We start from the raw sequence: 15,235 nt of genomic DNA, 5'->3' as shown, positions 1-15,235 counted from the left end.
TAAGTAATTTATTTAATGAGGACATCAATAATTTTTGATATATAAAGAATCCCTTTCAAAAAACTGAAAGGGATTCTTCATTATAGCAACCGTAAAGCGGTAGTATATCCTTGTAAATTAATTAAAGATTCAAAGCCTTCTGATAAGCATTTTCCAGACCATCAAGATTCTTTCCGCCTGCAGTTGCGAAGCCCGGATTTCCTCCGCCGCCGCCTTGGATTTCTTTTGCTAAATCTTTCACAATCGTTCCTGCCTGATAACTTGAAGCCAGATCATCGGAAATTCCAACGGTAATCATTGGTTTTCCGTCGTGATCTGATAAAACAATCGTCACAGAAGTCGGGATCTCTTTCTTCAACTGGAATACAATATCTTTTACCGAACCTGCATCCAGAGAAGTTTTCTTGACCAAAAGCTGTTTGTCGCCTTTGTGTTCGTAAGCCGTTTTCCAGTCACCGATTTCGCCTTTTGCTTTTTCTTTTTTAAGAGATTCAACTTCAGATTTCAATGCTGAATTTTCTTCGATTAATTTCTCGATTGATTTTACGATGTCTTTAGATTTAAGCAATTGAGAAAGTTCAACCACCTGTTTTTCTAAACTCTTGAAATATTCTTCAGATTTGTCTCCTGAAATCGCTTCAATCCTTCTGATTCCTGCTGCAACAGAACTTTCAGAATTGATTTTAAAATGACCGATTTCGCTGGTATGTTTTACGTGAGTTCCACCGCACAATTCTTTCGAAGTTCCAAACTGGATCATTCTCACGCTATCGCCGTATTTTTCACCAAACAATGCCATTGCACCTTTGTCGATTGCCTCCTGAATTGGAATATTTCTAAACTCTTGAAGAGCAATATTCTCCTTAATCTTTGCATTGACTTTTTCTTCAATCAAAGCTAATTCTTCCTCCGTCATCTTACTGAAATGCGAGAAGTCAAAACGCAGATAATCAGGACCCACGAATGAACCTTTTTGTTCAACATGAGTTCCTAAAACTTCTCTTAAAGCTTCGTGCAACAAGTGGGTTACAGAGTGGTTTGCCTGAGAATTTTTTCTTTCAGTTGCGTTTACTTTAGCATAAAATACAGCTCCTGCATCTTTCGGAAGTCCGTTGATTAAGGAAATGATCAATCCGTTTTCCTTTTTAGTTTCTAAAACTTCAAAGCTTTCAACCGCATTTTCCAAAACACCTTTATCACCGATTTGTCCACCACCTTCAGGATAGAAAGGGGAGTTGCTCAACACCACCTGATAAAATTCTCCGTCTTTATTTTCTACTTTTCTATATCTTGTAATGTAAGTTTCCGCTTCAATTTGGTCATAACCTACAAAATTTTCAGGTTTTTCTTCTAAAACAACCCAGTCGTACACTTTAGAGGCTGAGTCTTGCTTGGAACGTTCTTGTTGTTCTTTTCTTTTAGCTTTAAATCCAGGTATATCAATCGTCAAACCTTTTTCTTCTGCAATAATTCTCGTTAGATCATCAGGGAAACCATACGTGTCGTACAATTCAAAAACCTCCTGCGTCGGCAATACTTTTTTACCATCAGAAATAGTCTGCTGAATTAATTTATCAACTCTTAACAAACCTGTTTCTATTGTTTTTAAGAAAGATTCTTCTTCACTTTTTATAACTTCAGTAACTAATTTTCCTTGCTTTTCCAACTCTGGGAAGAATTTTCCCATTTGATTTTGAAGAACGGCCACCAATTCAAAAAGGAAAGGTTCTTTTCTGTCTAAAAATCTATAAGCGTAAGAAATTCCTCTCCTTAAAATTCTTCTGATCACATACCCTGCACCTCCGTTTGAAGGCAACTGTCCGTCTGCAATTGCAAACGAAACCGCTCTGATGTGATCTACGACAACACGGATCGCAATGTCTTTTTCATCGGTTAAAATTCCGGTATATTTTTTACCTGAAAGCTCTTCAACTTTAGCAATCAACGGCGTAAAAACATCAGTATCATAGTTGGATTCTTTCTGCTGTAAAGCCATACAAAGACGCTCGAATCCCATTCCTGTATCAATGTGTCTTGCAGGAAGATTTTCCAGAGAACCGTCAGCTTTTCTGTTGAACTGCATGAAAACGAGATTCCAGATTTCAACCACTTGAGGATGGTCATTATTCACCAATTCCAAACCTGAGATTTTAGCTTTCTCTTCGGGAGTTCTCAAGTCTACATGGATTTCAGAACAAGGTCCGCAAGGTCCGCTTGCTCCCATTTCCCAAAAATTATCTTTTTTGTTCCCGTTGATGATTCTGTCTTCAGAAACAAATTGTTTCCACAAATCATAAGCTTCAGTATCTCTTTCAAGATTTTCTTTTTCGTCGCCTTCAAAAATGGTTACGTACAAATTTTCTTTAGGGATACCGTAAACTTCTGTCAACAATTCCCAAGCCCAAGAAATGGCTTCTTTTTTAAAATAATCACCAAAAGACCAGTTTCCCAGCATTTCAAACATCGTGTGGTGATACGTATCACGACCTACATCATCCAAATCGTTATGCTTTCCGGAAACTCTCAGACATTTTTGTGTATCGGCAATTCTCGGTGCTGTAGGAGTTTTGTATCCTAAGAAAAAATCTTTGAACTGCGTCATTCCCGAGTTGGAAAACATCAGTGTGGGATCGTCTTTTAACACGATCGGTGCTGATGGAACGATAAGGTGGTTTTTACTTTTAAAATAGTCTAAAAACTGTTGGCGTATTTCCTGTGAAGTCATTTTTTATAGCTTTTGATATCAAAAAAATTGATAAGGATGCAAATTTAATATTTTTAAGTGATTGTAAGATACTGTTGTTGGGAATTTATAGATGTTCTGAATTGTTTTTACTAAAGTTAAGATGTTTATTCAAAAGTCGTCTTTGTTATTACGCAGGAATCTTTCCAGTGAAATTCAAATGTTTAGATTCCTCCGGCATGACAATTTGAGCACATATTTTTTTAAAAAATTAATTCTTTCAAACTCAACAAAAAAACACCAACCCAAAATTTGGAAAAATATGATCAAAAATTTTCATTTAAACTTTAAATCAAAACCGTTCTGATTTGTTTTTTCGTATATATAATTAGGTAAAATCGTCCTGTGAAAATTCTTGAAAATCCAATTTAATTTTAGCGTGAAATTTGCATCTAACTAAAGTGTTCTAAAAATTACATCAACAAAATGATTAAGCATAACAAACAAAAAATGAAAAACATATTCATATTACTCGGAATGTTTCTCGGAATCGCTGTATTTGCAGCAGGTTGCGGAGATTCAAAAAAAATGAAAACAAAGGAAATCAACAAAGAAAAAGAAAATGAGACCATTATGGATGGAGCCAATGTAAAAGAAGTTTACTTCGCAGGTGGATGTTTTTGGGGAACTGAACATTTATTTCAACAAGTGAGAGGAGTTGTGAAAACCGAAGTAGGATATGCCAACGGAAAAACAAAAAATCCTACGTATGAAGAAGTTATTAGCCATACAACAGGTTTTACGGAAGCTGTGAAAGTGAAATACGACGCAGATGAGGTAGATTTGAAACTATTGATTGAGCTTTATTTTAAATCAATCGACCCTACGACTTTGAACAGACAGGGAAATGATGTGGGAGATAATTACCGTAGCGGAATTTATTTTACGGATAAAAATACAGAAGCCATCGTAAAAGCTGAGGTTGAAAAATTATCCAAAAATTATTCTAAGCCGGTCGTTGTAGAAGTTGAGACTTTAAAAAATTTCTATAGAGCAGAAGATTATCATCAGGATTATCTTAATGCAAATCCGGGTGGATATTGTCATATTGAACCAGGGCTTTTTGAAGAAGCTAGAAATGCAAACCCACCAAAAGCGAAAAAATAAAAATAAAAGTTGTTGAAAGGCAGCTTTTTTTAGTTTAAAAATCTTTCTTTAAAGCTGAACATTGATATGTTTAGGAAGATTAAGAAGCCGAAGATTATGTATAACGCTTCTTTTGGAAGTTGCTTTATGAAAAATTGAGAATCATCGAAAAATGTTGGCTTATATTCATCACGAATTACATCATTACAAAGTAAACAATCATATTCAATCTCTTTTGCATTTGGATCTCTGTAAAAATGCCCCGCAAAAATATGTCCCGTTTTATCTAAATCTAAACCATAAGTTTCTTGTTTAGCAATAGCCATATCGTTAAGTAAAGATGCAAAATCACCATAAGTATTGTTGTTATCTAAAATAAATTCGATGCCGGTTTCTTTTTCATTTCTTTTTTGCAGTTCCTTAAGTTTTAAAACGTAAAATTTAGAATTGTTTTTTGCGGAATTTGGCTCAACGATTATTTTTTGATACTTCCAATTTCTTAATGGCTCGAAAGTCATGAATTGCTCTTTTAGAGGAATATTAGGATTGTATTTTGCAGGTAAACCCAAATCCATAACATTTGGAATTGGTTCATTTAGTTTTCGGTTTCCGAAATACCAAAACAAAACAGGAATCAATAATGCACTTATCAATCCCGGAACATAGTATATTTTCTTCCCTGAAATCATGGGTTTAAATTTAAATAAAAAAAGTGACTCAATAATGAATCACTTTAGTATTTGAATAATTTATATCTGATAAAAAGAAAGTTACCAGTCTCTTCTCTTTAAAATCAAATAAGAGCCAATGATAAAGATGGCGCACCAAACGAGACAGGCAATCAAACTTTCTGTAGGGTAAGTGAATTCATACTTTAAACCCATTGCTTTTGCCATATTCAGTCTCAGCATTGGGTTTGGAATCAGGCTCGACATACTTTCCAATGGGAAAAGCTTACTGAAGAAAAATTCATTTTGAAGAATTTCATTTCTCTGAGCTCCCTGCATTCCCGTTAATCTTGAATACGCTTCAATTCCTCCGATTACAGCTTCTCCAACCCAGATCACGAAAAATGCCAGAAATACAAATACCGATTTTCTTAAAAGAATTGATAAAAACATAAGGAAACAGAAAAAAGAAAATAGTTTCACGAAATAATTTCCAATGAAAAATATTTCTTTAAAAACCATTTCAGAATCCTGTACAGTAGAATAGTTTTTACCTAAAAATAAGGTGATTGCAAAAACGATTGCGGTAGAAATCACGGTAAAAATCGTAATGGTAATGAGTTTTGAACCAATGAATTCTTCTCTGCTCAGTCCGTCAATGGTATTTTGCTTAAACATTCGGTTACTGAATTCCTGTGAAATAGAAAACACAATGATTAATCCTAAGAATATCTTGAGCAATGCAACAGTCCATGTTGTAAAATTCCAGATTCCCGGGAAATCGTACATTCCCTGTTCTTTCAGGTTGATCGGATTTCCAAAAAGCTTAAGATCTGCTAAACCTATAAAGAGAAGAGCAATCAAAATGGCAAAATAGAGGATCGTAAAAACCTTAAATGGTCTGTAATTCAGGTTTTTGTAATATTCGAGTTTTAATAATTTCATCATGATTAATTGTTGTTTTTTACAAGTTCAAGGAATTGGGTTTCAAGAGATTGTTTTTTCTTAGCCAGATGAGACAAGAAAATACCTTTTTCTGCAAGTTTCTGATTTAAGCCTGATGCGGAAATCGAAGCATCGTCACGAACTTGTGCTTTAACGATTTCACCATCAATTTTTGCTGAGGTAAACCACTGAAGTTCTTCTAAAGCGGTCAGAAGTGAAGCATTGTTGTCAGCTTTCAGTTCAAAATAGCCATCGTTGCTGGTCATTCCGTCAACGGCTCCGGAATAGATAGCATTTCCGTCTTTCAGAACAATTACGTGGCTACATATTTTTTCAATCTCATCCAAAAGGTGACTTGCAATAATGATAGTGATCCCCTGTTTTGCAATTGTTCCGATGATTTCTCTGATCTGAATGATTCCTTCAGGATCCAAACCATTCGTTGGTTCGTCCAAAATCAAAACTTCAGGATTATTCAGCAAAGACGAAGCAATCGCCAAACGCTGTTTCATTCCTAAAGAAAATGTTTTAAAAGTGTCTTTTTTTCTTTCCAAAAGTCCCACTGTATTTAAAACTTCATCAATTCTTGAGTACGGAGTTCCTTTGATCTCAGCAACAATTTTAAGATTGGTTTCTGCACTTAAATAAGGATAAAAATTGGGCTGTTCGATGATCGCACCGATTTTTTTCAGCGTTTCAGAATCCGTTCCCTTTTTTCCAAACCAAAACCAATCGCCGCTTGTAGGATTGATGGTTGAAAGAAGCATCCCGAATGTGGTAGATTTTCCGCTTCCGTTGGGACCGAGAAGTCCGTATACATTGCCTCTTTCCACATCAAAGGAAATATTGTTGACAACGACTCTCTTGAATCTTTTAGTCAGATTTTTGACTGATAAAACTTTTTCCATGTAGTTTGTTTATACTCTAAAAAGTCTCTCTTTTTTGTGAAATGTTACAAGTCAGACAGAAATAAAAACAATTTTTAATATTAAAATATTAAATTTGATTGAACTAACAGATGATTTATGAAGTTAACAGAACTTGCAAAAGAACTCAGTGTATCGCCGGAAAGCATTAAATTTTTTATCCAGGATTTTGATCTTGATTTAAGTGACTGTATCTCAACTAATTTTGAGGTGAAAAAAGATTTTGAAAAGTTTGCCCGTGAAAATGCAGATTTTCTGAGAGATTATGAAAAAGATTTAGACAAAAATAAAACCCTGGATCACATTGCTAAAACCATCAATCAGCCAAAAGAAAAAATAGAAAAGGCAATCAAAGATACAGATCCCAATATTTTTGATAACGGGTTTTTCCGCTCATCGATTTCCAGTTATGGGATTGATCAGAAACTGGGTGGCAATTATTCATTCGTATATGATTATTTTGGGTACAAAACCAGTCTTCAAAAACGTGATTTTATAGGCTACAGAGATTTGTTTTTTTATATTTCTACGGTTCTGGAACCTTTTTTAAATGAAAAGCAGATCAAAGACTGGGGAATTCACAAACCTGCCGGAATTATTCTTTACGGACCTCCCGGAAGTGGTAAAATTTTCTGGGCAAATAAAATTGCTGAAATTATCAACTATAATTTTAAGGAAGTAAAAAAGAATTATTTGGGAACTTCTTACGTAGACGGAAACAAAACCGATTTCAATGATTTCTTGGTCAATACGATGAATGCCGACAAAGTTTTGCTTTTTATGGATGATTTTGATCAAATTATGACTGAGAGAAAAGCAGAGAAAGACATTCCCTCATGTAATCTGGAAGCTCAGGAAATTATCCTTCATTATATCAGCAAATTTGAAAAAGAAGATCTTCTGATGATCGGGTCTGCCAATTCTGTTTCAGAGATTGATAAAGAAATTATGGCACCCGGAAGATTTGATGTTTTGGTTCCCGTGTTTCCTCCAAATGCTTCCGAAAGGTCTGAAATCATTTTATATATGATGACAAAAGGTCTGGAAGAAGACTCGCTTTTGTACAAGATTCTAAAAAATAATAAAGCCGACAAAATCCCATTCTGGAATAATATTGCTTCAAAAATGAAAGTTTTCAGCAATACCATGCTCATCGATTTTACCCAAAGTCTGAAAAAACGTATAAAAAATCTCTACCAAAAAAACAGAAACGAAAAATTGGTAATCGATCAGAAAATTCTGAGTGCTGCGTTACGTGACGCTGCAAGTAAGCTTACAGAAGAGTATCTGGAGCAGATCGCAAGATTTTTGGCAGATGTTATTATCAATAATCCCGAAGATTTTCAAACAAGAATCAATGCATTAAAAACTGAACTTGAAACATACCGTATTGTGGAAGAGCCGAGAAGAGCGATCGGTTTTCAGCATAATGATGGTGATGAAGAATAAGTTTGAAACTTTTATTTAAGTCAAGTATAAAAATAGAGCGATTTTTTCTTGGCTGACTTGTAGTATTTCTTATTTTTTATTCAGTATTTAAGAGTTTTCCTTTCCATTAATCAGCTTTGTAAATTATCGGATGATTTTATTTTATTAGTGATAATAAGTTTTTATCATTCGATAAATTCTGTCTTATAATGTCTTTGGATTCTTCAAACGACATAAAATAATCAATTTAAAGATCAGTAAGTATTTATTGAGTAGCCGTTTTTTATTGTAGAGTATGTCTAGAGTAGTGCATTTAACAACGGCTCTTCTATATTTGTTCATGTTTTCCTGTACCAGGTGATTTGAAATTATCCTGATTTTCAAAATTTCACTCTGCAAAAACATAAAACTGAACATGACTCATTTAAATAAAAACTAATCAAAAATTAATACGAAAATTTATGAAAAGAAAACTCTTCTCTCTTGGCATTATCTTTACTTTGACTCAGGTAAATGCCCAAACTTACCAAAAATTATCACTCTCAGGATTCAATGCAGATGTCATTGCAAATGGAGTAGGATCAGCGTTAAGTTCTACAACTGCAAGTTTAGACAAGGATACAGATAATTTTGCGTATATGTCAAAAGATTTTAAAGTAAATTCATCGGCTACAGCTCTTACTTACGGATTGCCCGAAACCGGACTTATCACTTCTGCAGTGGCAACAACAAGCGGATTATCCTATCAGCTGGCTTCTTATTCTGCCAATAATTCTTTAAGACTTCCCAATGCAAACGACACGGGAACTCTTACTTTGACAACTCCGTATACTGCAAACAATGTATATGTACTCGCTGTGAGCGGAAGCGGTCCTTCGGTTGGCGATATTACGGTTAATTTTCAGGATGGGACTTCGCAGGTTTTTTCAAGTACAACTTTTCAGGATTGGTATGGTGGAAGCAGCTTTGCAATACAGGGAATCGGCAGAATTAACAGAGCGTCAAATGCTTTGGATGCGGGAGGAGGAATCAATCCAAGAATTTATCAGATTCCTTTAGCTATCAGTGCTTCGAACCAATCTAAACCCATCATATCTGTCACATTCAAAAAAACGTCTACTGAAGTAACAGTGATGAATATTTTTGCAATCTCGGTACAGACAACTCAGCTTTCAGTTTCTGACACAAAATTGGTGAGAGAAAAAACAGTTTATCCTAATCCGTTTTCAAGCGAACTAAATTTTGAAAATATTTCAGATATCGTTTCCATTGATGTTTTAGATGTGTCAGGAAAAACCATTAAACAGAATTTACAACCGCAACCAAAAATGGATTTATCATTTTTAAATAAAGGAATTTACATCATTGTTTTAAAAAATAAAAACGGAACATCTTTTTCTCAGAAAATTGTCAAAAAATAGTTTCTTTAATTAGAAAACGCTTTAAAAATTACTCAAACCGTTTACTTGTAAGCGGTTTTTGTATGTAACACCAATGAAATTTAAAGTGATTTAATTCACAAAATGATTTTGCATTATCACAAAAAATAAGCTGAAATTGTTCAAACCTAAATTTCGGGAATTATAAACTCTCAATTTTAAATCTTATTTTTGCAAAAAAGAAATATTCGTGATCAATAACGACCAGATAAAAGAAATTCAATCAAGAATTGAAGACCTTCATAAATATCTTCAAATCGATAAAAAGAAGATAGAAATCTCCAATGATGATGAAAAAACTGCGGCTCCGGAATTTTGGGATAATCCTAAAACTGCTGAGGTTTTTTTGAAACAGCTCCGTTCAAAGAAAAAATGGGTAGAAGATTATGAAGAGATCAACACTCAGTTTGAAGATCTGCAGGTTTTGATGGAATTTGCAAAAGAAGATCCGGATTCTGAAAAAGAACTCGACGAAAGCTTTCCGCTTTTGATGGAGAAAATTGAAAATCTGGAATTTAAAAACATGCTTTCCAATGAAGGGGACGAGCTGTCAGCGGTTCTGCAGATTACAGCCGGGGCAGGAGGAACTGAAAGTTGCGACTGGGCGGCAATGCTGATGAGAATGTACACAATGTGGGCAGAAAAACAAGGTTATAAAATCAGAGAACTCAATTATCAGGAAGGGGAAGTTGCAGGAGTGAAAACGGTAACCTTAGAAATTGAAGGTGAATTTGCTTTTGGTTATCTGAAAGGAGAAAACGGTGTTCACAGGCTGGTAAGAATTTCACCTTTTGATTCTAATGCAAAACGTCACACAAGTTTTGTTTCAGTTTATGTCTATCCTTTGGTAGATGATACAATTGAGATCAACATCAATCCTGCCGATATTTCATTTGAAACAATGCGAAGTTCCGGAGCGGGTGGACAAAACGTGAACAAGGTAGAAACTGCGGTTCGTCTTCGTCATGCACCAACAGGAATTATCATCGAAAACTCAGAATCGCGTTCTCAGCTTCAGAATAAAGAAAAAGCAATGCAGCTTTTGAAATCCAGACTATACGAAATGGAACTGGAAGAACGGTTAAAAGCCCGTAACGAAATCGAAGCCGGCAAAATGAAAATCGAGTGGGGAAGCCAGATCAGAAATTACGTAATGCATCCTTATAAATTGATAAAAGACGTTCGCTCCGGTCATGAAACTTCAGATGTTGATGCAGTAATGAACGGAAATCTCACCCCTTTCCTCAAAGCCTTTCTGATGGCAGATGGAACGGCGGTTTCAGATGATGATCTCGACCTTTAAAATATCATGTTTACATTTCTGTTAAAATATGCTAATATATTTTCAGCATAATTTTATTAAGCTTATTTTTGTTCATCATCATTACTTATGGAAGATTTCAATAGCTGGAGAGATTTATTAAACCCTGAATTTTATATAAAAATGGGTGGGTTTTGGCTTATTTTGTTTATCATTTTTGCCGAGACAGGGTTATTTGTAGGGTTTTTCCTTCCGGGAGATTCACTGTTGTTTGTTTCAGGAATTTATGCGGTCGAAATCATCAAAGAGACCTTCGGATCTACAGGAAGTGATTTCTTAGATACTACTATTCTGGCTTCTGCAGTAGCGGTGGCGGCAATTATCGGTAATCAGGTAGGGTATTGGTTTGGAAACAAAACAGGACCGGCTTTATATAACAAAAAAGATACGTTCTTATTTAAAAAGAAATATCTTTATCAGGCACACGATTTTTTTGAAAAAAACGGAGCTTTAGCTATCATCATGGCAAGATTTTTACCCGTGGTAAGAACTTTTACACCCATCATCGCCGGAATTGTAAAGATGGATAAAAAAGATTTCCTCAGAGACAATATCATCGGTGGTGTTTTGTGGTCTTTCTTGCTGATTTTTGCAGGACATTATCTGAATGAGCTGTTTGCGGTACAATTCGGGATTGATCTTAAGAAAAAATTAGAATACATCATCATTGTTATTGTGTTGATTACAACCTTACCGGTGATTCTTAAATTTATGTTGGGAGCACCAAAAGAAAATCCGAAACTGGAGGATGAGACTTTGGAAGACCTGATCGATAAAGAGAAATAATTATTTTAAAAAAATAAAAAGAATGTTTGTCCTTCCGGAGAAATCTAAACGTTCTAATTTCATTGCTGAGATTGTCCGGAAGGACAAATATTTTTTAAAAATATTAAAATTGATTTTAAACAGACTTTAAAATATAAAAAAAATAACCTGCTCAAAAGCAGGTTATTTTTTTATCCATTCCAGAATATTTGGATAAATGATGCTGTCTCTTTTCTTTTTACTGAAAAATCTCGGTGCGTGACCCGTGTTTTCCATAAAAACCAATTTGTGAGGAACGTTCCTTGCTGTCAGGGCAGAATCTAATGCCAATCCCTGCTTTTGGTTTACCAGAAAATCCTGATTTCCCTGAAACAAAAGTGTCGGAACATTTGTAATATTGGCAATCGGACTTGCTTTCTGAAATTCATCAGACAGATTTTTCCTCTCAAATTTGCTTCCCACCATTTTCTGAACTGTTCCTGATGTGTATTTTGAATAAAATGAATTCAAGTACTCATGCGAATAAAAATCAGTCGGACCGCTCAGCGAAATAATTTTCTTGATTTTATCTGAATTCTGATAGCCGTAGAGTAATGCTAAATGTCCTCCTGCACTTTCGCCCAAAAGAATATAATTGTCCGGTAAAAGCTCAGCCTTTTCTGCTAAAGAATTGAATTTTTCAATGACAGAATTGATGTCTTCAAGTTGTTCTTTGTAAGTTAAATGTTTGGAAACCAAGCGGTAATTCATATTAATGCTTGGAATATTATTTTCAAAAAGCATTTTCTGAATTTTGATCATATGTTCTTTTCTACCATATTTCCAGGCTCCCCCGTGAACAATTAAAACAACTGGCGAATCCTGAGTATACTCTGCAGGAAGAAAAACATCCATTTTCTGACGTTTGTGTTCACCATATTTTAGATTGTAAATTTTCTGACTGTCTTTCCCCACCCAAACGCGAAATTTAGAATTACAAGAATTTAATACTAAGCCTATCAATCCTAAAACAAAGAAATGGTAATTGAGAATCAGCTTTTTCATAGAGTAAAGGTAAGAAGAAAATATTTTTTTTAAAGGAAATTATTTGTTTAGATCTGTTGAAATAAATCATTACCTCAAAATTTATATAATGTTGTCATACAGGAAGCATCTAAAATATTAAGCTTAGATTTTGTAAAATGACAAACTCTTCAGATAATGTTCTGTTTGATCTTATTTTTATAAATGAATTTTAATAATTTTTTTCATCAATATCATTTTCATGAAAAATCCTCAACTAAAAACAATCCCCAATCCCAAATTAAAACATTATTTTTGTCTGGATTTTAACCACTATTAAAAAAATATTAAAATATTATGGCTTCTGGTTTTTTTGCGATTTTAGACGATATCGCTGCTTTAATGGATGATGTTGCTGTAACAAGCAAAATTGCAACTCAAAAAACAGCGGGAATTTTAGGAGATGATTTAGCGGTAAACGCAGAAAAAGCAACTGGCTTTATGTCTTCGCGGGAAATTCCTGTGCTTTGGGCAATTACAAAAGGTTCATTTATCAATAAACTGATTATTCTTCCTGTCGTATTTCTGCTCAACTGGCTGTATCAGCCTGCAATCAATTACGTTCTGATCTTGGGAGGCTTTTATCTTGCTTTTGAAGGTGTAGAAAAAATCATTGAATTTTTATTTCACCGAAAGAAAGAAGGGCATGAAGTAATAGAAGAAAGCGAAAAAGAAGAAAGCGCCGAAGATTCTGAAAAGTCAAAAATAAAATCTGCAATAACCACTGATTTTATTTTATCTATAGAAATCGTAATCATCGCTTTGGGGACGGTTTTAGAAGAAAGTCATCCGTTTATCACCCAAATTCTCGTGACAAGTTTGGTGGCATTCATTGCTACAGTAGGTGTATACGGAATTGTTGCCCTTATCGTGAGAATGGATGATGCAGGGTTTAAATTAATTAAAAAAAGCAACGGAAAAGGTTTTTTTGCCAAGCTTGGTCAGTTTCTGGTTGATGCTTTGCCTTGGATTATAAAATCTTTGGGTGTGATCGGTACTGTTGCATTGATCATGGTTGCAGGTGAAATTTTTGCCCACAGAATAGATTATCTTCATCATTTTTTACCAACGTGGCCTGCAATACTGAAACAGGTGGTTTTTGGTTTAGCTGGTGGTTTAGTAGGGGTTGCACTGTTCACAGTGGGAAAGAAAGGGTATTCTTTAGTAACCAAGAAATAGTTTAATGATAAAATATCAATATCCTGCTTTGATTCAAGTCGAGGCAGGATTTATTTTTTAATGAAATTTCATTTACTTTTGTGCTTAAGAAACATCTGGAAATTCAGTATAAATAGTTTAGTTGTCTTCGTTTATGGGTAGAAATTTAACAATTGATATTTTAAAAATTATACTGGCATTTTTTGTCGTGTTTCTGCACATGAATTTTCTCAAAGAAACTTATCCGGTTTTAAGTTATGTCTTGGTGAATGGACTTTTTAGAATAGCTGTTCCCGTTTTTTTAGTCATTACAGGATTTTATTTCTTTCACATAGATCATTCTAAGAAGCTTAAAAAATGGCTTTTCAGAACGTTTCTTTTGTACACAATCTGGATGATGATTTACATATCGTATTGGAAGGATAATGAACAGGTGTTATTGACCCTGATTTTTGGTTATCATCATTTATGGTATCTGATCGGAACCTGTTTTTCGGGAGTTATTCTTTTTCTGTTGCGAAAACAAAATTCTTCTTTACTGTTTTTTCTTGCAGTATTTTTATTTTTGATCGGCTATGGAGTACAGATCTTAGGAAATCTTCATTATTTCGAAAAAGAACAGGATTCGGTTTTGAATATGTATCTTCTCTATCGAAATTTTCTCTTTGTGTGTTTCCCTTTTTTGACCATTGGTTTTTTAATTAACAGACACCAGACAGATCTGTCAACATATAAAAATTCTTATCTATTGTTGATCCTATCGGTTTTTTGTGTGATGTCAGAAGCATTTTTCAATTATTATTCGGTAAGTGCAGAAAGTACAGATATCTTATTTTCGTTGCTATTTGCCTGTCCTTTAGTGTTTTTATATTTTAAAAATGTTTACATTAAAACCAACACCAAAATTTTAGCAAACCTTTCAACAGCGATTTATGTTGTACATCCGCTGATCATGAAATCAAGTTTTTATATAGAAATTCAATCTTTTAAAGTCTTGATTTTCTTGTTGTTATTGATTCCGATAAGCTTTGCTTTGGTTTTTCTCAACAATAAATTAAAGTATCTGCTTTAAATTTAATCCGTACATCTCTGGTCTGAATCAAACTTAAAGCAGATACTTTAATTCACATATTTTAAACTTCTCAGATGAATTTTTTCACCTGAGTTTTTGCTGTCGTGATAAAATAAATACCGTTTATTATCTATTTAAACTGATTGATGCTCTATTTCAGTAATTGCTTATAGAAATACAGAAATTTTTTAATTTAAATTATAATTCATAATCACCAATCTCAAAATAAAATGAACAAAGTCTTGTTGTGCATCATTTCTGCTAATGAGCTTGTTTTTGTATTCGTAAGTACTGAAAACTTTGATTAAGGTTTTATAAGTATTGTAATCTTCATCCTTAATTCTGAGTTTTACGTGTCCGTCTTTTCTTTTGATAAGTTGGTCATCTAAAGTTCTGACCTTAAATAACACATCGCATGATTTTGGAACCAAACCATAATATCTTTCTACAATATTTACTTTGAAAGCATCAAAGACAATTGTATTAAAAACAAGATTACCATTAGAATCTGGTGTGCGAAGCTGAAGTTGATAGTTCATATTGAGTTTCTACCTTTAAATATATAAAATTAAAAATTAGATTAAAGTGAAAAAAAGAGACTTATGCAAAGCCTCTTTTTTTA

The 15,235-nt window shown here is 34.0% G+C and carries 13 protein-coding genes; 7 read left to right on the top strand and 6 right to left on the bottom strand.

Annotated elements, in window-relative coordinates; translation table 11 throughout:
- Window positions 1-121 precede the first annotated feature (121 nt).
- Window positions 122-2,725: an alanine--tRNA ligase gene (gene alaS / locus AC4FQ5_RS14005; protein WP_491144264.1), complete on the bottom strand. Its 2,604-nt coding sequence runs from the start codon at window positions 2,723-2,725 to the stop codon at window positions 122-124.
- Window positions 2,726-3,193: 468 nt separating this feature from the next.
- Here alaS and msrA point away from each other — a divergent pair, with 468 nt between their 5' ends.
- A complete protein-coding gene (gene msrA, locus AC4FQ5_RS14000; protein WP_491144262.1) occupies window positions 3,194-3,850 on the top strand; it encodes a peptide-methionine (S)-S-oxide reductase MsrA in 657 nt (218 codons plus the stop codon).
- Window positions 3,851-3,879: 29 nt separating this feature from the next.
- On the opposite strand, the gene AC4FQ5_RS13995 is transcribed toward msrA, so the two are convergent.
- The 3 genes from AC4FQ5_RS13995 to AC4FQ5_RS13985 form a co-directional block, all read right to left on the bottom strand.
- The gene (locus AC4FQ5_RS13995) at window positions 3,880-4,518 is read right to left on the bottom strand and encodes a hypothetical protein (RefSeq protein ID WP_491144260.1); all 639 of its coding nucleotides are present in this window, start codon (window positions 4,516-4,518) and stop codon (window positions 3,880-3,882) included.
- 81 nt (window positions 4,519-4,599) lie between these two features.
- Window positions 4,600-5,445, bottom strand: coding sequence for an ABC transporter permease (locus tag AC4FQ5_RS13990; RefSeq protein WP_491144258.1), 846 nt, complete (start codon window positions 5,443-5,445; stop codon window positions 4,600-4,602).
- A gap of 2 nt (window positions 5,446-5,447) precedes the next feature.
- Window positions 5,448-6,350: an ABC transporter ATP-binding protein gene (locus AC4FQ5_RS13985; RefSeq protein WP_491144256.1), complete on the bottom strand. Its 903-nt coding sequence runs from the start codon at window positions 6,348-6,350 to the stop codon at window positions 5,448-5,450.
- 117 nt (window positions 6,351-6,467) lie between these two features.
- Between AC4FQ5_RS13985 and AC4FQ5_RS13980 the strand changes: the two genes are divergently transcribed.
- The 4 genes from AC4FQ5_RS13980 to AC4FQ5_RS13965 all read left to right on the top strand — a co-directional run bounded on the left by AC4FQ5_RS13980 (window position 6,468) and on the right by AC4FQ5_RS13965 (window position 11,342).
- On the top strand, window positions 6,468-7,817 hold the full coding sequence (locus tag AC4FQ5_RS13980) for an AAA family ATPase (RefSeq protein ID WP_491144254.1): 1,350 nt from the start codon (window positions 6,468-6,470) through the stop codon (window positions 7,815-7,817).
- A gap of 440 nt (window positions 7,818-8,257) precedes the next feature.
- Window positions 8,258-9,217 (top strand): T9SS type A sorting domain-containing protein, encoded by a 960-nt coding sequence (locus AC4FQ5_RS13975; RefSeq protein WP_491144252.1) that lies wholly within the window; start codon window positions 8,258-8,260, stop codon window positions 9,215-9,217.
- 208 nt (window positions 9,218-9,425) lie between these two features.
- On the top strand, window positions 9,426-10,538 hold the full coding sequence (gene prfB / locus AC4FQ5_RS13970; protein ID WP_491144250.1) for a peptide chain release factor 2: 1,113 nt from the start codon (window positions 9,426-9,428) through the stop codon (window positions 10,536-10,538).
- Between the two features lie 87 nt (window positions 10,539-10,625).
- Entirely contained in the window at window positions 10,626-11,342 is a 717-nt protein-coding gene (locus AC4FQ5_RS13965) for a DedA family protein (RefSeq protein WP_491144248.1), read from the top strand.
- Between the two features lie 162 nt (window positions 11,343-11,504).
- Here AC4FQ5_RS13965 and AC4FQ5_RS13960 read toward each other — a convergent pair whose 3' ends face one another.
- A complete protein-coding gene (locus AC4FQ5_RS13960) occupies window positions 11,505-12,365 on the bottom strand; it encodes an alpha/beta hydrolase (RefSeq protein ID WP_491144246.1) in 861 nt (286 codons plus the stop codon).
- A gap of 315 nt (window positions 12,366-12,680) precedes the next feature.
- On the opposite strand from AC4FQ5_RS13960, the gene AC4FQ5_RS13955 reads away from it, so the two are divergent.
- Window positions 12,681-13,562, top strand: a complete 882-nt coding sequence (locus AC4FQ5_RS13955; protein ID WP_491144244.1) for a DUF808 family protein — start codon at window positions 12,681-12,683, stop codon at window positions 13,560-13,562.
- Between the two features lie 133 nt (window positions 13,563-13,695).
- On the top strand, window positions 13,696-14,613 hold the full coding sequence (locus AC4FQ5_RS13950) for an acyltransferase family protein (RefSeq protein WP_491144243.1): 918 nt from the start codon (window positions 13,696-13,698) through the stop codon (window positions 14,611-14,613).
- 188 nt (window positions 14,614-14,801) lie between these two features.
- Here the strand turns inward: AC4FQ5_RS13950 and AC4FQ5_RS13945 are convergent, their stop codons facing one another.
- The gene (locus AC4FQ5_RS13945) at window positions 14,802-15,152 is read right to left on the bottom strand and encodes a prevent-host-death protein (protein ID WP_491144241.1); all 351 of its coding nucleotides are present in this window, start codon (window positions 15,150-15,152) and stop codon (window positions 14,802-14,804) included.
- Between the last annotated feature and the right edge of the window lie 83 nt (window positions 15,153-15,235).

This window comes from Chryseobacterium sp. DT-167 (assembly GCF_058310155.1).
The sequence above is the reverse complement of the archived record's forward strand: the minus strand, read 5'-3'. Positions and strand labels throughout refer to the sequence as shown.